Source organism: Bradyrhizobium sp. CCGE-LA001 (assembly GCF_000296215.2).
Taxonomy (GTDB): domain Bacteria; phylum Pseudomonadota; class Alphaproteobacteria; order Rhizobiales; family Xanthobacteraceae; genus Bradyrhizobium.
The window spans coordinates 6273406-6293233 of record NZ_CP013949.1 but is presented as its reverse complement, the minus strand read 5'-3'; the positions used below and the strand labels follow the sequence as shown (position 1 = coordinate 6293233).

The 19828-nt window shown below is 56.8% G+C and carries 9 protein-coding genes and 2 pseudogenes; 5 read left to right on the top strand and 6 right to left on the bottom strand.

Features of this window, described 5'->3' with window-relative positions; genetic code table 11:
• Positions 1 to 1702: 1702 nt before the first annotated feature.
• From BCCGELA001_RS29165 to BCCGELA001_RS39505, 5 genes and pseudogenes are all read right to left on the bottom strand, one after another.
• Positions 1703 to 2812 (bottom strand): pyridoxal phosphate-dependent aminotransferase, encoded by a 1110-nt coding sequence (locus BCCGELA001_RS29165; protein ID WP_008558184.1) that lies wholly within the window; start codon positions 2810 to 2812, stop codon positions 1703 to 1705.
• Positions 2813 to 3014: 202 nt separating this feature from the next.
• Complete coding sequence (locus BCCGELA001_RS29160) at positions 3015 to 3620, bottom strand: CDP-alcohol phosphatidyltransferase family protein (protein ID WP_008558182.1); 606 nt, start codon at positions 3618 to 3620, stop codon at positions 3015 to 3017.
• Positions 3621 to 3627: 7 nt separating this feature from the next.
• Entirely contained in the window at positions 3628 to 4428 is an 801-nt protein-coding gene (locus BCCGELA001_RS29155) for a phosphocholine cytidylyltransferase family protein (RefSeq protein WP_060737914.1), read from the bottom strand.
• A 208-nt stretch (positions 4429 to 4636) separates the two neighbouring features.
• Positions 4637 to 5482 (bottom strand): isocitrate lyase/phosphoenolpyruvate mutase family protein, encoded by an 846-nt coding sequence (locus BCCGELA001_RS29150; RefSeq protein ID WP_442855181.1) that lies wholly within the window; start codon positions 5480 to 5482, stop codon positions 4637 to 4639.
• Positions 5483 to 7171: 1689 nt separating this feature from the next.
• Positions 7172 to 7436, bottom strand: a pseudogene (locus BCCGELA001_RS39505) (transposase); the annotation flags it as partial.
• 928 nt (positions 7437 to 8364) lie between these two features.
• Between BCCGELA001_RS39505 and BCCGELA001_RS29145 the strand changes: the two are divergent.
• The 5 genes and pseudogenes from BCCGELA001_RS29145 to BCCGELA001_RS29125 all read left to right on the top strand — a co-directional run bounded on the left by BCCGELA001_RS29145 (position 8365) and on the right by BCCGELA001_RS29125 (position 17346).
• A complete protein-coding gene (locus tag BCCGELA001_RS29145; RefSeq protein ID WP_060736896.1) occupies positions 8365 to 9936 on the top strand; it encodes a S10 family peptidase in 1572 nt (523 codons plus the stop codon).
• A gap of 24 nt (positions 9937 to 9960) precedes the next feature.
• Positions 9961 to 10294 (top strand): annotated as a pseudogene (locus tag BCCGELA001_RS38985) (IS21 family transposase); the annotation flags it as partial.
• A 2594-nt stretch (positions 10295 to 12888) separates the two neighbouring features.
• Positions 12889 to 14013 carry a nodulation factor fucose acetyltransferase NolL gene (gene nolL, locus BCCGELA001_RS29135; protein ID WP_060736894.1) on the top strand — a complete coding sequence of 375 codons (1125 nt, stop codon included), beginning with the start codon at positions 12889 to 12891 and terminating at the stop codon, positions 14011 to 14013.
• Between the two features lie 859 nt (positions 14014 to 14872).
• On the top strand, positions 14873 to 16168 hold the full coding sequence (locus BCCGELA001_RS29130; RefSeq protein ID WP_060736893.1) for a glycoside hydrolase family 28 protein: 1296 nt from the start codon (positions 14873 to 14875) through the stop codon (positions 16166 to 16168).
• Between the two features lie 191 nt (positions 16169 to 16359).
• Positions 16360 to 17346, top strand: a complete 987-nt coding sequence (locus BCCGELA001_RS29125; protein ID WP_008558154.1) for a pectinesterase family protein — start codon at positions 16360 to 16362, stop codon at positions 17344 to 17346.
• Between the two features lie 610 nt (positions 17347 to 17956).
• On the opposite strand, the gene BCCGELA001_RS36320 is transcribed toward BCCGELA001_RS29125, so the two are convergent.
• Positions 17957 to 19261 (bottom strand): carbohydrate porin, encoded by a 1305-nt coding sequence (locus BCCGELA001_RS36320; RefSeq protein WP_008558152.1) that lies wholly within the window; start codon positions 19259 to 19261, stop codon positions 17957 to 17959.
• Between the last annotated feature and the right edge of the window lie 567 nt (positions 19262 to 19828).

Sequence of the window (19828 nt, the reverse complement as noted above, 5' to 3'; positions counted from 1 at the left end):
CAACGGCCGAAATCGTGCGCTCAAAGACCTTAAGAATGCACGTTCAAGCCAAACGCGGAGACTCGGCCAGCTGAGACACCCATGCGCTAGCACAAATTCATTTGAGAAAGGTCACCGCAGCGTGCTGTTCTCCCAAGGGTATGGCTGTTCGGCTTCCCGTTTCTCAAGAGATACTTGATTCAACGCCTCGCCTCCACCCGGGCGCGGGCCACAATGGACATGGGTTCGCGTTTCCATTATCGGCCCGCAGGTAGGCTCTGGAAGCCATAAAGCCTCTCCACCTCCCTTTTAATGATCTTATTGAAGGCGCAATTAAGCTGGGTGTCATTCTATGCTCCGAAGCAAATGTGAAAACAAGCGCGTCCGCTTTGAACATGAACATCGGGTAGCTCTACTGGGTGCAGATGGAAGATGGTGGCGCACTTGCGTCCTCATGGAGGCATCCGAAATGGGGGCGCGCCTTCTGATTGAAGAAGCGCCAGACGTGCTCCCATCCAGCCATTTCTTCTTGCTGCTCTCGAAAACAGGGTTGGCATTTCGTCGATGCGAATTGGTTCGACTTGATGGATGCGAAGCCGATATCGAGTTTGTGACCGCCAGAACTGCTCGTGTGCGCGGCCAGGCAAAGCATACGCCGCTAACGACGTTAGCGTGTTCAAGCGATCGAGCGATCGCTCGGACGGAAGTGAGGACACGTCAAGTGGGGGGCTTAACCCATAGTAATCACGACGAGTGATGCCCGCAGTCTTGACGGGATAGGCAATGTTTGCGCGTGATCGGCATGTCTTCTTCGGCGAAAACGTATATGCAGCCGCGTAGCCTGGATCGGTCGCATGAGATTGAAGCGGTCGACGCCGTTCTCGAACTGGATCGCTTTCTCGCGGACCGGCCAAAGAACGTAATCTAAGTTGGTCGATGGGAGCAGGCCGGTTGGGTCCGGGTCGTTGCCAACTCTTGGTCTCGCTCCATAAGGACGAGCTCTCCTATAGCCAGCCTCCGAGACCAATACGCGGTCTGGACTGCGCGCCCGAATGGCCGAGCGTGCGATGTTGCCGGCCGTTTCCCGCTAGCGTGTTCTCGATCTAGGGTGCGGCTTTGGCTTGGTATCGCTGCTGGATGCGATCAAGGCGCAAGCTCCGTGCTTGGCCTGGACCTCTCTGAAAACATGATCGGACGGGCAAAGGCGCAGACCAACATGACTACAGCAGCGAGAATTCGCGAGCTCATCAGGATACACAAGGAAAACCTGAAATCCTCAAGTGGTGAAATCACTGCGTCTACGGTCCGCGGCTTAGCTCAGATGGATAACCCGCTAGTCTACGACGTTCGAAGTTGGCTCACGGCAGATATGGCGACTCGACTCATCTATGGAGCTTGCGGCAGGGTTCCAGGTTCACGGCTTCGAGGTTGTGAAGGGCCTGAAAGCCGATGAGACTCGATCTGGGGCGCCTGCTCGAAGCGCTGAGCGAGTAGATCCTTGCCGCGAAGAAAGGTACGGCAAATCTGGGCTTCGAGCATCGAAACGACCATTCATGCCGCCGAAATCTAGCGAGCTCAGGGCCGGGTGCTTGAACTCACTCCTCCGCAGCCGGGAACAGGTGCGGATAACGCCAGCTAAAAAGGGTCCGGTTTGCCGGCCTCAGATCAAAACAGAGAGCGTCACGAGGGCCGCTCTACATGGAGCAAGGTCAACCGAGTTGCTCTAATCAACGGCTCCTTTTAGTGCTTCCACCAAAAGCTTGTTGTCTGCTTCAGTGCGGCATGCGATGCGCAAGAACCGTTTGCCATTTCGAAGTGTCTTGCCGCCATTGTGCCTGATCAATATACGACTACTTTTTAAAAGCGTTGACGCGATCACGTCTCCATCCGGCCAGTGAGGCGGCAGTTTGCAGAACACAAAATTTGCGTCTGGCTTTAGCACCCTCATTCCGTCGAGGCTGCGCAGGTCTGCGTATAGTTTGTCTCTGTCGCGGCCCACTCTCATCCAACTCTGTTCTGCCGCGTGCGCAAGACGAGGGAGCTTGCTCAGAAAAAACTCGCCGAACGTATTGACATTCCAAGTGGGGACGGCGGCTCTAATGTCCGTTATCAGCTGTTCATTCGCTGATGCCGCGTACCCAAGCCGCAAACCGCATGCCCCGTAAATCTTCCCTAAACTTTTAAGAACGATCACATTGGGAAATTCGAGCAAGTGATTTTCCAGGCTCGCACTTCGTCCGAGCTCACTAAATTCAATGAACGACTCGTCAATCAATAGGAGTTGCTGTTGAGCTCGAAGTGCGGAGGCGAGATATAGCAGATCCGGATGAGGTACCATCCGCGAAGTAGGATTATTCGGCGATATCACGATGGCGGCGTCGACGCCGCTTGTGCGCGCAAATGTTGCATAAGCGTGCACATCAAGTTCGAAATCTGGCGGCGGCAGGAAAAAGCGAGATAAGCGCCCGGGTAGGGCGCTGGTTTCATAGGGATTGAAGGTGGGGACCGGGACAGCAATGCTCATACCAAGTCGCCCGAGTAGGATGGGAATCAGTTCAGCCACGCCATTGCAAATGACCAGGTTATTTGCCGGAGTGTTCAGGGCATCCGCAAGAAGTTGGACCATCTGCGTATTAGGGGAGGGATAACAGGTAATAAGCCGCGGCAGAGCCTCCTTAAGTTCGTCAAGGAACGTTTGCGGAGGAAAATATGGATTCACCAGAAGGACGAAGTCGGTGATGTCATACTTCCAATAACCCCCAGGGAAACGGTTGACGAGGTCAGAGGCTTCGTCAGGCTCAAAGCCTACGCCGGCTTGTGTTGTGCTGTTCATGAATGCGCGGGCAAGGCAAATTCTAAAAGGATAGCGGTATTTGGCTGATCAAGTATCGAGCAGCGTGGATTCGTGGGGGGAGTGACCCGACATTGGTCTTGGCATAGACTGCGTTGGTAGGGTCCCCGTGACCATATGACCTGCATGGTACTGAACACAGCAACACGATGGCATCTACGCTGGGTCATGAGTCCATCCCCAGTCAAATGGAACGGCTGACTAGAGCCAGCGATGATGCGGCGGCGAAGATGCATATTGCCGTATACGTTGTTGCGCAGTGTGGTGGCACACGAACAGGCGCGACATGCGCCATAGCGAGCAGCAAGAGGACGACGTTCACAGCGTCGGAAAATGTTTCAGCAGGAATAACCGGCTTGAGGAGAAATAGGAGCGCCAGGAGCGGCATGTCATATGACAAGGGAAGGCCAAAGAATCGTCCATCACGCGACATGCCGAAGTTTGCGAAGTAGCTAAGCCTTAGTGCGCCAGCCAGCAGTAGGGTGGTTGCGGTCGCAAGGGCGAGAAGAGATGCTTGGCTGACCTGTATCACAATTACGCCAGGCAGAATGGATCCATAGACGATATCTGCAAACCCGTCGAGGCTCGCTCCCATCTTTGCAACATTTGGATCGCGACCTTTCGTGCGTGCCGCCACGACACCATCGAGGTGATCGGCTAGAACAGCCCAAAGCGTCACGGCCACCGATAGCTCAAGGCGCTCCGAGAGCGCAAGAAACAGGCCGGTGGAGGAAAAGAGTAGACCCGCGATAGTTATAGCGTTCGCTGGATCCCACAGGTATTTTAGCATTGGACTCTCACCTGCGTTTTATCAGGTTCGACATACGGGCGTTCGTTCGGCCCCTGAAAATTCGTTCGGCAATTTGCAGATCTTCAGCATTGTCAATCTCGTACCAGCTGAGGCCATCGCAGCGCGCCGCTGAGAGCCGCAGATCTCGTTTTTCTATCAGATACCCAAAGAATTCTTCGGTGTAGGTCTGCCTGGCTCCGGCGACGATAATATCGTCCAGCGCGGGAACGATCGAATTCTTAAGGGTCGGTGCCGAAAGACGTAGCAAGTTCATTGCCTTGAAAAGCGTTGGACCATGCTCAACCAGATTTGACGCGCTTTGATGCAATCGAAAGCCTGTGATGAATCCGCTGTCCGACAGCAGAACGGCCGACCCCTGCATTGAATCATCGAAGGGAACGACCGCAGCCACATCAGCCCCGCCGCAGCCTACCAAGTAGCGCAGCGCGTCCTCTTCGAAGAAGACGTCGCCCTCGAGAAGGAAGCAATCTCCGCAGAGAAGAGCCTCACGCGCCAGCCACAACGAATAGGCACTTCCGGTTCCCTCAAATACAGTTGACTCGACATATCTGATTTTGATTTCACCGAATCGGCTGCCGCACGCATATTGAATGGCGTCCTTGCGGTAACCCACGACGATCGCTACCTCGTTTACGCCGACGGCCTCCAGATTGCAGAGAGCGTTGTGAAGGATCGAAATGCCGTTGACCTCGACCAGCGGTTTCGGTCGAAGCTCCGTTAGAGGACGCAGGCGAGAGCCGCAGCCAGCGGCGAGAATAACGGCGTTCTTGGGGGCAACGGTCACCATTTGGTTCCTTTCTCCCGTGCGCCGCTCAAGGTGAAACATCGACGAGCGTTTTCGCCGCAGGGCACGCTTGCTGACGCGTCAAGACCCGTTGAAAGGAAGAAGCCCAAGCATGCGACTAGGCGACCATCAATCCCCCAACCTTCCAAGAAGCGGCAGATCCGACTTGCCAACTCGCAATCAAATTCAAGGACGTGATGAAATAGAAACATCATCCTGTTCCGACGATACGCTCTGCGGGCTTCAGCGTCGGACCGCAGTATTCCGCTTCCGCGCGGGCAAGTTCGTCATATTTGAACAGTTCGAAGACTTCCTCGAGCGTGGCGATACCCGGCTCAATGCCCGCGGTGCTTTGCTCAGCCATGATACGATGGCAGACTTCACGCATTGACGCTGTTGCCGCTCGCATGGACTGGTTGGCCCAAATCACAGCCGAGACGCGAGCTTCGTGGAATACGGAGATCGGTGTTCGGTAGTATTTCGTCGGAATGATCACCACCGGGAGTCTGTTCTGCCATGCGCGGGTGAACGAAAGGATTTCGTCCGCCGTGCTCCTTCGTGAATGAATAATGATCGCATCGGCTCCCGCCTCGGCATAGGCGTGAGCGCGCGAAAGTGCTTCGTCCGTCCCATGCCCGGCGATGAACGCCTCAGTCCTTGCCACGAGCACAAAGGCGTCCGCGACTCTATCCTTCACTGCTCGAAGCCGGCCAGAGAACTCGTCGGTATCGGCGAGGGGATGCCGATCCCCAACAAACGAGTTCATCTTCGGAAAGCAGCTGTCCTGGATTGCGACTCCGGCAGCACCGCGCTGACAGAGCTTACGCGCCACGAGGCGCGCATTGTTAAAATTGCCGAAGCCGCTATCTCCGTCAACGAGCACCGGCAATTCACTGGAGTCAACAATGCGCTCAACCACGGCGACGAGTTGGCTCCATGACGCTTCGTTGGCATCGCGGTAACCCAGAGAGCAAGCAATGGAAAGGCCCGACGCCCAGAGGCCTTTGAAGCGTGCGCCTTTAGCGATCGCGGCAGAGAGACCATCATGCGCTTCCATGAAGAACGATAGCTTTGTGCTGTCGTAGAGCTCAGCACGCAGGATCTCAGCAAAAGAGGAACGGGTGGGTTGATGAGAGACGTCGCCGGGGACATCTGGGAGGTGATCTTGCATGCCGTTCCTTGGGATGACTGATCGAGCTGTTCGACAGGCTATCGCTCGATAGGTGACATGCTGTGTCGCTTAGATCAATCACGAGGGTTGGTAGTTGACCTTACCTAAACCCAGCTGGCTCCGGAGTGCCTCAGGAGACATGGCTACCTCGTACCCTCGCTTCAGGGAGACCCAACTCGATAGGGCATCGATATCCCAGCGGACGTGGCCATCGAGTGAGCACATGAATCATCCGTCATTATTCGGTTACGTGCGCCACGTTCAGCAACGGTGAACCGGATAATGTGAATGGTTGCCTATAAGCTGCTTGTGAAACGTATTCTGTCGGAGCCGTTGGTTCCTCCAAGAACGTGCGATCGGCGAGGCAATCTCCAAGGGGCGTGCGTGCTGTCGGCTGCCGGCAGCTGCCAGCTCTATCACGAACGCTGAACGGCGCGAGAGAGGTACCAGTGCGTTGCTTAAAGGCTACCCATGCATGTTTCAGAATCGAGAGCAGTCGGGCCGCCGCCACAGCCTGCCTTCGCCGCAGCACATGGATGGCTACGACCCGAGAAGCTGCGAAACAGCATTCGCCCTTGGTATTCCCCAACTGTGCTTCCACGCTACGTCCGGCCGGAGGCGCAACTGATGAATGAGGTGCGCAGCTCCGTCTCGGGAATTCATATGGCGAAGGAGCTCAGCTGCGATAAAGGAGGACATCACATATCAATCCACCCATAGGCGACAAGCTCGTTATACAGGTTGATTGTTTCTTGATGTCTCGGGCAGATTCGCCGGCCGGGGCGATGACCACCTACCGAATTGGTAAGTCGCAACAGTCGTTAAGCAGGACCAGTACATGTCCATAACAGTCAAAGCACGTCATGTGTTTTCGACATTGTCGACGAACTTTCATGCGGTCTCGGAAGACATTGGCACGTTGACAGATGGCGGAGCGATCAAAGCGGCTGCGTCATTCATTAGATCCGCTGAGTTTCTTCTCTGTGAGTGAACTTGCACCCAGAAACAACGTCGCTAGTTCTGCGGGCGGCTTAAGGCGGCCCACGGCGATTGAAATTGGCGGCGACGCGACGAGCGCTTAGGGACGACTTGAAGCGCTGGCTGTCACGCGCCGCCAATTTCGGTGGTCGGCCTTACCGCCCTGATAGCAAGACTGACCAGCCCACTCCCGAGACGGTGCGATCGCGGGGGTGGGCTGAGTTGTATCTCAGAAGCAGCTTGCGAGGCACCTACCGAAACTGGTGGTTGATCGACGCTTGAATGTGTTGCGTACTCCGAGGCCCAGGACATTTGTCCGGGGTGACGTTTCGCCATGTATTAGGCCCGCCACCGAGAGCGAATTCCCTCTTAAGAGTTAGATACGCTGCCGTCGATAATTGCCGAAATTGAATCTTAGCACAAGCACGACCTTGAGTATATTGCACTCTTGAATAAGCCCCCCGTTCGATGCGAGATCAAGTAGCTGCTCGATTCGCATGTAAGTGATGTCCGCAATGATCTTGCGGCGATTGCATCCGCGCCTGCTTGCCGGCCCACGGCAAGGGGCCCGAGAAGGCGCGGTTTGAGGTCCCGGGGCTCCGGCAAACGTCCGGGATGGGAGAAACCCGGGAAGTAGCGTCCCTTGCACAGCTTGGGGGACGCGCAGTTCGATCGCAACGGCGCGCATCTCGAGTTGCGGTCACAGCAACCATTGCGCTGGGCAAGGCGCTCGGCGTTCTTCTCGCCGTAAGCCGCACCGGTCAGCCGGCCGCCTCCATGTCCATCAATGGGCGGCGAAGCCGATCATCTCGCCTAGCAGGTCGGCATCAGGGGCTTTCTCCGCGTTCCCGCCAAAATTCATCACCTCGTGGGCCGGTGATCCCTAGAACCACGGTGGTGTCAGCAACCCGGTCCTACGCGAACTGCCGGTGACCGCCGCAAAGCAGTCCGCCTGCCACAGCGCTCCTTCAGGGCGCGCGTTCGTCTCCAATCATTTAGAGTTTCGCCAGATCATCCTTTATATTGATGTGGACGCGGAACGATATAGACCCGGATCAATGATTCCAGGCCGAGTTGCCTAAGGCTGGCATTCTTGCCGTGCACCTCCTCTATCTTGTGCTGGTCGCATCACGCTTTTGACAATGAGCGTTTTCGGATCCCGTACGATCCGTTCGATCAGGCGTTGAACGTCAATCGTTTAGGACACAGGAATAGGTGCCCGTCAGCGGCACGGTAAAGGCAACCGAACTCCTCGCGCAACTCACGTCGAGGTCATGCGGCGGATCGGCAGGTTCCCAATCTGCTTCCTGGACGCCCCCATCAAGCTGCGCTAGAAGGCACGCCCACCACTGTGTAGCCCGTCCGAATCGCGCCTTCTGTGTCGTATGCAGCGCAAGGGTCTCACATGCATCTCGGTCATGAGCACGCGTAGTTGGGTTTGTTCGCCAGGCCCCTTGCCGTGCTGCTTCCGGTGAAGCTCTCCAGGTCTGCGCCAGAGGCCGCGCCAGCGAGGCTATGAGTTCATGCCTGAAACACGTCTGCGCGAGATTCGGCTTGTTTCGAAATGACGCGCGCCTGCCGCTCCCCAGTCATCCAATTGCTTGTGGCTTCTGCAAGCATCATCTCCTGACCGGCGCTGTTACCGACTGGGCCGTGAGGTGAATACTACCCGACTTGGTAGGTTTGGTGCTCCTCGATTGTCCGCTAAGTGCGTTGGACCTTTTGGGAGACACGCCCCGTGCGGTCCACGTTTGAGCGGCCGAAAGCTCGGCCGGGATGGGAGAGACTCAATGCAATTTGAATGGACCGCGCTGCGCCGCACCTCACTTGCGCTGGCCCTGTTTGCCTGTGGCATGATGGGGAGCGCTTGGGCCAACAATCCGCCGCCACGCCCCGACGCCACGACGCTGGCCGACCAGAAGGACGGTGACCGCGCGCGCGCAGGCCAAACACTTAGCACGCCCTCAGCCGCCGAACAGCATCGACTTCCGCCGGACTCCACCACGAGGCAAAAGCTCGAGCTGCCAGGTCGGACGCTGGCATTCACTGCGACCGCAGGCTCGATCCGCCTGTTCGACGACAAGGGCGAGGCACAGGTTGACGTCGCATACACCTCCTATCAGCTCGACGGGAGCGATCGCACCACGCGCCCGGTGACGTTCTTCTTCAACGGCGGGCCCGGTTCATCGTCGGCCTGGTTACAGCTCGGCAATGCTGGTCCTTGGCGACTGCCGATCAATGCTGACGAGGTCACACCATCGATCTCACCGGAGGTGAAGCCGAATGCGGAGACCTGGCTCGATTTCACCGACCTCGTCTTTATCGATCCGGTCGGGACCGGCTATAGCCGCTTCGTCGCGACCGGCGAGGATGTCCGCAAGCAGTTCTTTTCCGTGGACGGCGATGTCAATGCGCTTGCCGTCGTAATCCGCCGCTGGCTCGAGAAGCACGACCGACTATTGTCGCCAAAGTATGTAGCGGGCGAAAGCTATGGTGGTATCCGCGGGCCAAAGGTGGTGCGCCAGTTGCAGGTGCAGCAGGGCGTCGGTGTCAACGGCCTGATCATGATCTCACCATTGTTTGACTACCGCGAGTTCGACGGCACGAGCCTTCTTCAATATGTCATAACGCTGCCGAGCTATGTAGCGACCGCACGCGAAGCCAAGGGGCCGGTGAAGCGGGTCGACCTCGCCGACGTCGAAGCTTACGCGCGCGGCGAGTTCCTGACCGACCTCGTCAAAGGCAGGGCAGACAAGAAAGCGACGGCGCGGTTGGCTGAGAAGGTCGCCACGCTAACAGGCATCGACCAGGCGGTGAGCCGCAGGGTCGCGGGCCGCTTCGGTATCACCGATTTCAGTCGCGAGTTCGACCGCAACAACGGCCAGGTGACCGGCCGATACGACGCCTCGGTGCGTGGCTTCGATGCCTACCCCGAGTCCAGCTATCCCGCATACGACGATCCCTCGGGCGAGACGCTTCTCGCGCCGCTGACCAGTGCCGTCGTCGATCTCCTTACGCGCAAGCTGAACTGGCGGCCGGACGGCTCCTATAAGCTGATGAACAGTGCGGTCCGGCAGGCCTGGGACTTCGGCCGCGGTCAATATCCCGAGTCGGTTTCGGAGCTGCGCCAGATCCTAGCAACGGACGCGAAGATGACACTGCTGGTCGGGCACGGCCTGTTCGACCTCGTGACGCCCTACTTCGGCTCGCAGATCGTGCTTGATCAGTTGCCCGCCTTTACTGCGGCGCCGCGCGTCAAGCTCGCAGTCTATCCGGGCGGCCACATGTTCTACTCGCGTGATGCATCGCGCCAAGCCTTTCGCGCAGAGGTCGAAGTGATGATGAAGCCAGCGGCCAATTAAGTCTTAATCAGGCGCTCCGGGTGCGAGCCAATCGCGCTTCCCAATCTGATCTATCGGGACAGCCCGTTGCTGCGAGGCCTATCGGAGAACCTTCGACCGATTGCGCGAGCGCTTGCCTGACGAGAGGGCCTGCCGGATCATAGTCGATTTCCTCGCTCGCTCATAAGTGCGGCCGCGAGGCCGAACTCGCCGATCAGCTCACGGCCGACCTTAACGCCGGCCGACTGCCGAGCTCGACCGGCTGGGCGCTCACTTCGCTCCGGATCCCGCCTACCTTCCGAATGTCCTGGTGCAGCTCGCGCCGCTTGCCAGCTACGAATGGTTCATCGGTGACGCGGAGATCCGAGGTGCCGCATGAGCCAACACCGTTGATCACGCGCCCTCAACCTGTCTCTCAGGGAACTCCGCCTGCCAGCCATCAGTGCCGCGGCCCAATTTGCCGAGCACTTCGACGAGGAAGGTTGGCCGCCGGCCCACTTCCTCGCCACCAATGCCCAGCATGAGATCGCCAAACGCAGTCGCTGGCGCAACGAGCGCCACCTCGTCGAGACGCGGCCTGCTAGGCGGGAAGACCTTCAGCTTCGGCTTCGAGACCGTGCCGACGATCTAAGGTGCAGGTGATCGTCCTCGCCGCCAGTGACAGCTGGCTGGATAAGAGCGCCAATTTGCTCCTGTTCGGCCGCCAGGCGGCGGCAAGAGCCACTTGGCGGCAGCCATTCGGACCGCCCCTGATCGAGAGCGGATAGCGCTTCTCTTCACCCGCACCACGATCTCGTCCAGAAGCTGCAACTGGCTCGCTGCCAGGTCGAGGCAGCGATCAGCCGCCTCGATCGCTTCGATCTTCCTGGTCATCAATGATCTTGCCCACCTCACCAAGGACGCCTCCGCGGCTTGAACCAGGCGCGGGGTCTGCAGGCCAAGAGCACGGGAGGTCTTCCTCGGCCCCGATGATGATGCGCGAGAAAGCCTAGCACCACAGGTCGCTTTTGGAGTTTAGATGCGCCTTCGAGCTACGGCTCGCTGGATGGGAATGTGGACCATGCCAGGACGCGAGGGATAGGGATCCGCCGCTACGCGAGCGTTAAAGATGACGCTCGCGTCCTGCGAAAAGTCAGCATGATTAGGAAACATCGACGGTGCCAGCCGCGCCAAGAGCGACTTTCATTGTGATCCCTGCCGAGCTCGCTCTTTGTCCCTCTCGGCATGCCGACAACCCTCAAGAGGACCGCTTCCCATACGAATAAGCTGCGGCATAGACGGAGCTCAGTGCAGTGCCGGCGCTTTAGGTCGGCACCACTGCTGGACGCGGACACCTCGTCGCCGCACAGCACTACCGGCAGTTTGCGCGGTTTACGCGCAAAGGCGATATGCCGGAGCGGCGACATGACCAAGCCTCCGGACCATGGACGAACCTCAACAGACGATCTGGTATAGGGCCGGCCGGGACGTCCCCGTCGCAACTAGATGAAGCTCGCGTCCAGCTCGAGGCGATTGAAAAGAAGCCGAAGTATCTGTTCCACTCGATACGACGTTGATGCAGATTGCTGCGTCAATGCAAGATTGCGGACTGTCATGCCGTCTGTCATGCGGCGGCAATCTAGGTTGATCTCAGCCGTCGGAAAACCTCCTGTCTAAAAAGCGAAAGCGTGCATTCGCCGATCTTAACGTGCAGCGACTTAATGGTGGATACGGCCATCCAACTTCCTGCTGCGGCGAGGCGCCTTCGACTCTCTCTCATGATGTGATCTGAACGTGAACGCCGGACGTCAGCCTACGCCGCTAACCTGGGATCACCGTTACTGTCGCCCCTAATCCGGTAAGTGGTTCCGGCGTGCACGTAGCCTCATCTTCTCGGGACAATCGTCGGTCAAGCTTGCGCTCCGTCAGGCAGGAGCCCCACTGATGGCTCTTCACATCTTTGGGCGGGCTCTGCTAAACCATTTTCTCGGTAGGCCGATGCAGTAGCCACGCCTGCGAAGCTCTGGCTCGGACCGGTTGAGCGTTTCGCAAATGGTTTTCACGGGCGCGCCTGCATCAACGAGCTCGCGCAGCAGTTCGTCTTCCCGCTTGGTCCAGCGAAAGAAGTGGCTAGTCAAGTTCAAGATTACTCCTTGGGGCTTCGACTATAGTATTCTCGATGAGCATTAGCTGGATCCTGCGAAAGCCTGATGTGCTAACCGAGCTTTGTCTGAGATGTTCTGAATGCGCAGTGCAGTCCTAATTAGAATGGCGAAGTTTGCCGCTCACAACAACTCTTGCGTAGGTTGCGGAAGTCCCTCACATGTGTGACCTGTTTGATCGGTTCCCCAGCGGCTCGGTGAGCTTCATGCGGCCACATACTACGGGTCCGATGGCTCGCAGTACTCGATCGCGGCCGCCATTGCCTTCAGATCAGCGGACGAGCCGTCAACAATCATGACTGAGGGCAGTTAGCTTCCTTCTCCCGACAGAACGATCTCGCCATCAGCGGCTTCGATTCACTTGTTGGCACCTTTGGACGGGGGTCACCAATGGGAGGCGGCTGTTTCCACTCGGCGAGCATCGTTTGCGACGGGTACCCCACATAAGTTTGGCGTTCTCTTCCGTCCTGGTCTCTTCTCGACCAGAGAAGAATGCCACGTGGACCGTTCCTTGAATAGTATACGTTGGCATAGCCGAAGCCCCCGCAGCATTCGTCGGAGCCCGCGCGAGTGTCGTCCCTATTTCACCGTTCAGGACGCGCAGCCTCAGCGCGTCATAGCTCATTCTCCTCGGGACCACGCCCTCTGACAAACAGACGGTTCGAACCCGAAGTGACCGGATCGATAAGCATGCCGTCCTGTATTGACTAAGAACGTTGACGTAGCCTACCACTCCGCGAATTTCCGCCCGCACCATGACCACACAATCACCTTGCGAACGAGCTGGACAGTCCACGAGCCGCGCGGGCGCACAACCACATCTTGAGGTTTTATGCTTGATCACTGTCCACTGTCGACTAGGCAGGGCTCGCAACCAGCCCAAGCTGACTGCCGAGACCTGAGGTTCGATTTCGCCAAAGGCATGCTCATCATCTTGGTGATTATCGGACATCTAATACAGTACGTCATCTACGGAGATGGGGACTATTGGTATTCGCCGTACTTCAAGGCGATCTACATGTTTCATATGCCTCTCTTTATGGCGATAAGCGGATACTTGTCTTCGGGAGCTCTCCTGCGAAAATCGCTCGCTCGAAGCGTCGGTGAGCGTGTGATGCAACTATTAGTTCCAGCGCTATTCTGGTGCATGTTTATGGAGACTGCTAAGTTTGCAGCGTTTAAGTTCGCGGGCGCCTCGCCTTCAGACAATCTGACGGGAGGGCTACCGGACTTTGTGAACGATCTCATTGGCTCATATTGGTTTATATGGGCAGCATTTGCTTCATTTCTTGCCATGAAGCTTCTCCTGGCGGTCTGCGGTCGCGTATCGACGTGGATCATATGCATTTCAGCAATTTTGGTTGCACTCGTTCCCGTGACATCTTCTATAGTGCCGTTGGTAAGATATACTTATCCGTTCTTCTGCCTCGGATTCTTGTTCGCTCAGCCGAGCGAATGGCGGGCGCGCATAATCTCACGTCACAGACCTCTCTTGATGTTCTCACTCGTTGCAATTAGTTGTGCGTGCTTTTTGAGCTGGAGCAAAGAGACTTATGTCTACATCAATCTTGTTTTAGTTCACGATGCAGCGTCCGCTAAGCAAGTGTTGCTTATGCTCCTCGGCTCTGCAGCGGCGTCCGCAGTCGTGATGGAGTCAGTGCTGAAGTTCTGGAGTTTCTGCGGGGCAAATCGATTGGTCCGTCTTATTGCGGTAGAGCTTGGCCAGAGCACTCTGCTACTTTATCTGGTCCAGGGCACCGCGTTTCGTCTTATGGATTTGATCCCATTGGGAGAGCCTTGGGATTTCTCGATCAGAGTCGCTGTGGCCGGCACGCTTGCAGTCGGGATTGTTGTTATCGCAACGACAATTCGGCGGATTGTGCGTGACATTGGATGGATTTCTCGGATTGTTCTCGGCGCGCCACCCCGGTCGCTCAGCTCAACGATCAATAACTAACTGTCTGACTTGGTCAAACCTTGCCCTTACAAACCAAGAGGTCTCTGTTCGACGTAGCATCCGCGGGTGGATTAAATGCTATCACTGCCGATTGCATATCGATTCCTCTCTCGCGACAGTGCCCTCATCGAAAACTCTGGCGGCGTTGCACTCAGCACTTGGCGGGCAAGGCGTGGCAACACCTGTCATTTGCTACTATCTGTCGAGTGGAGGTGGCGCAACATGGCAGCGATGTCATCGTATCCTCGTAGTGGGTGCCTCATCCTCATGAAGGTCACTTCAGTAACCTCGTGACCGCCCATGCAGATGGGGCAAGAGCCGCCAGGCACGATACGCCAGGCACGAAACGCCTGACATCCGACAAGGAGAGGTGTGTTTGGATGTGGTCTTTCGCGGTCGCTTTTCAGGGCCAAGCCGCCGCGGCTAACATTGATGAGCACAATCCTAGATCATTGATGTCAGTCCCTCCGTTGGGGGGGGGCGCTCTTTGGTTGGTGGGCGACCCCAATTACTACCATATCAATCGCGTTCTTCTGCCAGACCTTGGCCATCAATCGACCATTGCCTGCCGGAAGCGACAGGTCAAAAGGCCTTACCGATCTCGGCGTGATTCGGCTTTCGATCGAACACGGAGATAAAACAATGAAGCGTTCAATCAGCTCATGACTTCGAAGCATACACTGCCTACCATGTGGCAGGGAGTTCGTCTCTATGCCCGTGCACCAAGCGCTGCGTGTCCGCAACGGCATCTGCGGTTAAAGATGCCATCTTGCGCAGTCAGAGAGGCAACGGCTGACATACGGCCAATGTTCATCTCCTACAAGGCAGGGTCAAAGGCGCAGCAAGCACGAGGAAATCGATGATACGTCGCTTTCGCCATTGGATTCTGTTGTCCGTAATTGCCTCGGTGGCGCTCTGTCCGGCCGCCAAAGCGCAGGACCGCCGCATTGTCGCCGAACCTGTTGCCCCTCGTACTGTGTGTGACCGCCCGGTGCCGTCTGGCAGGCAGGATACGACGAACCTGCAGAACGCCATTGACGGTTGTCCGGTCGGAGAGGCAGTTTACTTGCAGCGCGGCGAGTTCCTGTCGGGTCCGCTCGAAATGAAATCAGGCGTGACTTTGTGGATCGGACGCGGTGCCACGCTAATTGCGATCGCTGAACCAACGGCTTATGACAAGGGTCGGGGGCATTGTGGTCGGATCGCTGGCAAAGGCGACGGTTGCCGGCCGTTCATTAGCTTTTCCAGAACGCGCGGCGGTGGCATCTATGGCGAGGGCACCATCGATGGCCAGGGCGGCGCGCCTATGGCCGGCAGCGCCGAATCTTGGTGGCAGCTGGCACGCCGCGCACAGGCTGAGGGCGGCAACCAAAACGCGCCGCGTTTGATTCAGATCGACCATGCGCAGGACGTGACTCTGTACGGCCTGACGTTGCGCAATTCGCCAAACTTCCATGTGGCGATGAATCAAGTCCAAGGAGCCACCTTTTGGCGCCTCACCATCGACGCACCTGCCGATGCCCGTAACACAGATGGGATTGATCCGGGCGCAAGCCAAGACATCACCATCGCCCACAGCGTGATCCGCACTGGAGACGACAATGTTGCGATCAAGGCCGGCAACAATGGTCCAACCCGTCATATCTCCATTACCGATAATTATTTGGGCTGGGGACATGGATTATCGATTGGCAGTGAGGTGAACTCCGGTGTCAGCGACATCCTGGTGCGCGGCCTTACCCTGGACGGCACCACTTCGGGCCTGCGCATCAAGAGCGATGTCAGCCGGGGCGGTCTGGTGGAGCGGGTGACCTATGAGGATGTTTGTCTGCGCGGGAACCGATGGCCGATCATGTTCGACACAAAATACGATTCCCTAGCCCGGGGTGATAGCATTCCACTCTACCGCCAAGTCGTTCTGCGTCGTGTCCGTGGTGATACGGGCATGCTGCTGATGCGCGGGCTCGACCGATCGCATGCTCTCGAGATTACCCTGGACGATGTACGGTTTGCCGATTCCGCGACCTGGTACATTGAGAATGCCAATGTGACTGTGGGACCTTCCGGCGTGTCGCCGCCGCTGCCGCGGGGTCCAGCTGAGGGTCCTCTGCCCCGCGGATCGGAGAACTGTGCAAAAGCATTCCCGAGCCCGTAGAGAGCAGCAGAACACATGGTGCCGAGCGTTATCTCCCCTTCCAGGACATGCGCGTAGACTCGGCAGCATTGAACTGAAGCTGCTGCGCAGCAGGTGGATGACGCTTTAGCGTTTATTGCTGCAGGCCCCTGGACACGTCAGCTGCGCGTTCCATGAAGACAAACTGCACTTGGTTCAATGAAAGTACGGTCATGATGAAGGTATATGTGTTTTCCGCTGCAGTTCTGGGGGCTTGTTTCGATTGTCCGCATATACACGCTCAGCCCTTATTGGTCTCTCAATCCAGCGATATCGCTTATCACTCCCTACAGGCAGCCATAGATGCACTGTCGGCCCAAGGCGGCGATATACTGGTCGCGCCAGGCGTCTATCGCGAAAAAGTCAAGATCGCCAAACCAGGTGTTCATATTAAAGGCACCGGCAAGAGGCCGGATGATACGGTCGTCGTCTATGGCGACGGTGCGATCTATGTGGGGGGAACATTTCGTTCCGCGACGTTGGAGGCGTCGGGAGACGATTTCCGGCTCGACAATCTAACAATTCAAAACGATTACTCGCTCAATCCGGCTCATCCACCCTCGCAGGCTGTCGCGCTGTCCATTACCGGAGACAGGGACGTTCTCACTCGCGTGCGGCTCCTCGGTGCACAGGACACACTGCTCGCCAATAAGGGCCTGAACGGCCGCTTGTCGCGACAATACTTCGCCGACTGCTACATTGAGGGACATGTCGATTTCATATTTGGCAATGCCAAAGCCTATTTCCGCAAATGTGAGTTGCATGGCATAGCCCATCAAACGGTTGTGTATACCGCACAAGGCAAAGCGGCGCCGGACGAGGACAGCGCCTTTGTGTTCGATCATTGCACTTTGACCGCCGATCCCGGAATAGGGGAAATCGCCCTCGGCCGCGCTTGGCGGCCCTACGCTGCGGTGATTTTCTTGTCATCCAAGATGGATGCACCTGTGATCGCGGAAGGGTGGCGCGAATGGAGTAAGGGGAAGACCGACACACTGAGGACAGCCTACTATGCCGAGTACAAATCCACCGGCCTGGGAGCCGATCCTGCACAGCGCGAGCCTTATTACCATCGACTGTCTGACAGGGAGGCGCGGCAGTGGTCACTGGAAACGTTCTTCGGAGACACGAGCTGGCTGCCGCATAAAAGGTCCAAATAGCAAAGAGCATTTGCAAAACGAAGTGTGTGCCGTCAATCAAATTGTTCTTGATGATAACCGCTGCAAGGGCAGCGTCGGCTTTGCTCGTGCCCGACGATCTCCTTCATCCTTCTTCTCAGAGTTCCCGCCCAGATGTGAATTGCTCGATCAAACTCTCGTTCGAGAACGATGAAAAGGATCTGGCACCTGGTACGCGAGCATGCCCGCCGAGATTGGTCTGCAGCACTGGACGCAGCCTACGTGGCACCGCGAACGCGACAACCCGCTGTCGCCTAGGCTTGTACAAAGAGGCGGCAGCGTTCTGGCCGCGGTGCACTTAATCCGTGCACGAGAGAACGGCCTTCGAGGGCCCAAAAGAGTTCGTCGCTCGTACGGCCCATACTGTATGTGCCGCCATTGTCAGATCCGGCAGCTTCCGAGTTGCGCGCGGGAGCTCATCAAGGAGGTTCTACGCACAACGATCATCATCCTTCTCCCGCACTTCTCGATAGGAAGTGCGGCTGTACACATCGCGAATGTGTGTCCTCGGTTTCTCTGCGCTGGCAGGACAACCTGCGCTCAATGATCCGCAGCGACAACCATATCAAACCAGATGGGCATCCGCCAGGGCTTAGAAAAAGATCGACGTAGACAACAGTAAATTCAAAGCGTGGTTTGTCTCGCGCGTGTGTGTGACGCTTGTTGGCTTGTTGATGTATGTTAGTCCCAGGCTTGCATAGACCCCAGGTGCCAGATGCGCGGTGTAGGTACCCGAGATCGCTGTCGTGTCGTGATGGGCAAGATGTCCTTTAACCAAGGCGCCGTTTACCGCAAAGTTACTCCAGGCCGCGTTAGTTGCGACGATCGCAATCTGGTCACTGGGTCGACTATCGAACAGCCCTTTCGCATAAAGACGAAGCTCGTAATATTGAGTGACTCTGTTCAAGTCGGGCGGCGCATACATTACAGAGAAGCCGCCATAGACACCACGAGATGCCGAGCCTTGAACGTCAGACTGCCAGAGTTGCCTGTCGGCAGCAACGTAATAAAGGATGTTCTCGTTGGCTCGCGGACGATTTGGATGCTCTAAATTCGTGAAGCTGCTGGTGTTGAAGCCGATGCCGGCTCGCAGCCAGCTCTCGGGTTCGCCCGGAGCAGCTCTGTTCTTGTAGCCGGTCTCATCGAGCCAAAGAATGCGCGCGTTAGCCGTATTCCAATTTAGGCCGGTGGGGTTCTCGATGATATGCGCATACTGGCCGTCCGGACTGAGCGAACGTTGGATCGAGACTCGATTATAGAAGTGATCATCTAGATTGTACTTCAGGTTAAGAGCTGGAGTGGGCGCAGCATTGTTGCTCATGCCTGCCTGATATAAGATGTTTGACGAGGGCCCCAAAACGCTTGCTGCTGCACTGCCACCGACCACAGTCCCCGCGAACTCATTTTGATTTCTAAGATAACCCATTTTGAGTTCGAGCTTACCGCCGAAAAGGGTCTGGTAGTAGGCAATGATGTTAAGTCCCAGCCTGTCTGGTCCGCCCGGTTCCCATGACCAGTATTGCTGCTCGGCACCGACGATGATTTGACCATCGGGCACTCCAAAGCGGCTCAAATCGTATGTCACGATCATGAAATTCACAGTCCCAAATGTCGGATTCTGTCCCATATAGAGCTGATTGGCGACCCTGGTTCGGCCTGCATTTGGCAATTGATTGGTTATGAGGCTATTTACTGTTCCTCCCACATAACCAATTCCAACCCCTGCCAAGGCCGATCTAACGCCCCCTTTATCTTCATCTATGGTATCGGCAGGACCGGGTATAATGAGCCACATGCCCTTCTCGCGAAGTTTATCGAACTTTGCGAAGGGGGCGACCTTCTTTTGAGCTCTCTCCCTGGCAACCTCGCTTGCCTTGTCGCGCTTTACCAGAAGCATAGTGGTAGAAATCGTTGAGCTATCGTTGAAGCTCGACGCTAGCGAAGTGGGTTCATGATGTATCCTTCCCGTAAGCTCAGTCGAGATGTCATTTCTCTTGAGCAAATCGGGAGTTTGTGCCGGCGCCAAATCAGGAATGAGGCTCGTTGCGAGGAGGACTGCAACTGCGAGTCGTCGATTTGCCGAACGTTGGGGAAAGCTCAAGACGAGGGTCGCAGTCGATCGTGACTGAATCCACCTCGATGGAGCAGTGCAACCGCGCCTCGTGAACTCCGCATCCATATCGCTCGCCTTCAATGAAGTGTGTTCCAGCCTGATTGGGCTAGAGTGGATCTGTCGTTTCGCCGTGTGTGGAGGGTCTGGGCGACGCTTGGGCGAAAACTTACTTAGGCCGCGACGTTCTTAGCTTGGTGTGGGTCTCGGTCGAACCCGCTATAAAACTCGTCGGAGACGTGCGTGCCGTTCTTCTTTTGCGATGCTCGTTCGTCGAAGCTAATGCGGCGGATGCTCCTTGCTGTCTTCTCTCCAATAAGCGGCGAGCGATCCCATTCCTTTCCACCACTCTTT

Bases quoted from the DNA above. Each gene is read 5' to 3' on its own strand.
- BCCGELA001_RS36320 (WP_008558152.1), bottom strand. From the start codon at position 19,261: ATGCTTCTGGTAAAGCGCGACAAGGCAAGCGAGGTTGCCAGGGAGAGA.
- BCCGELA001_RS29160 (WP_008558182.1), bottom strand. From the start codon at position 3,620: ATGCTAAAATACCTGTGGGATCCAGCGAACGCTATAACTATCGCGGGT.
- BCCGELA001_RS29145 (WP_060736896.1), top strand. From the start codon at position 8,365: ATGCAATTTGAATGGACCGCGCTGCGCCGCACCTCACTTGCGCTGGCC.
- BCCGELA001_RS29165 (WP_008558184.1), bottom strand. From the start codon at position 2,812: ATGAACAGCACAACACAAGCCGGCGTAGGCTTTGAGCCTGACGAAGCC.
- BCCGELA001_RS29155 (WP_060737914.1), bottom strand. From the start codon at position 4,428: ATGGTGACCGTTGCCCCCAAGAACGCCGTTATTCTCGCCGCTGGCTGC.
- BCCGELA001_RS29130 (WP_060736893.1), top strand. From the start codon at position 14,873: ATGATACGTCGCTTTCGCCATTGGATTCTGTTGTCCGTAATTGCCTCG.
- nolL (WP_060736894.1), top strand. From the start codon at position 12,889: ATGCTTGATCACTGTCCACTGTCGACTAGGCAGGGCTCGCAACCAGCC.
- BCCGELA001_RS29125 (WP_008558154.1), top strand. From the start codon at position 16,360: ATGATGAAGGTATATGTGTTTTCCGCTGCAGTTCTGGGGGCTTGTTTC.
- BCCGELA001_RS29150 (WP_442855181.1), bottom strand. From the start codon at position 5,482: ATGGAAGCGCATGATGGTCTCTCTGCCGCGATCGCTAAAGGCGCACGC.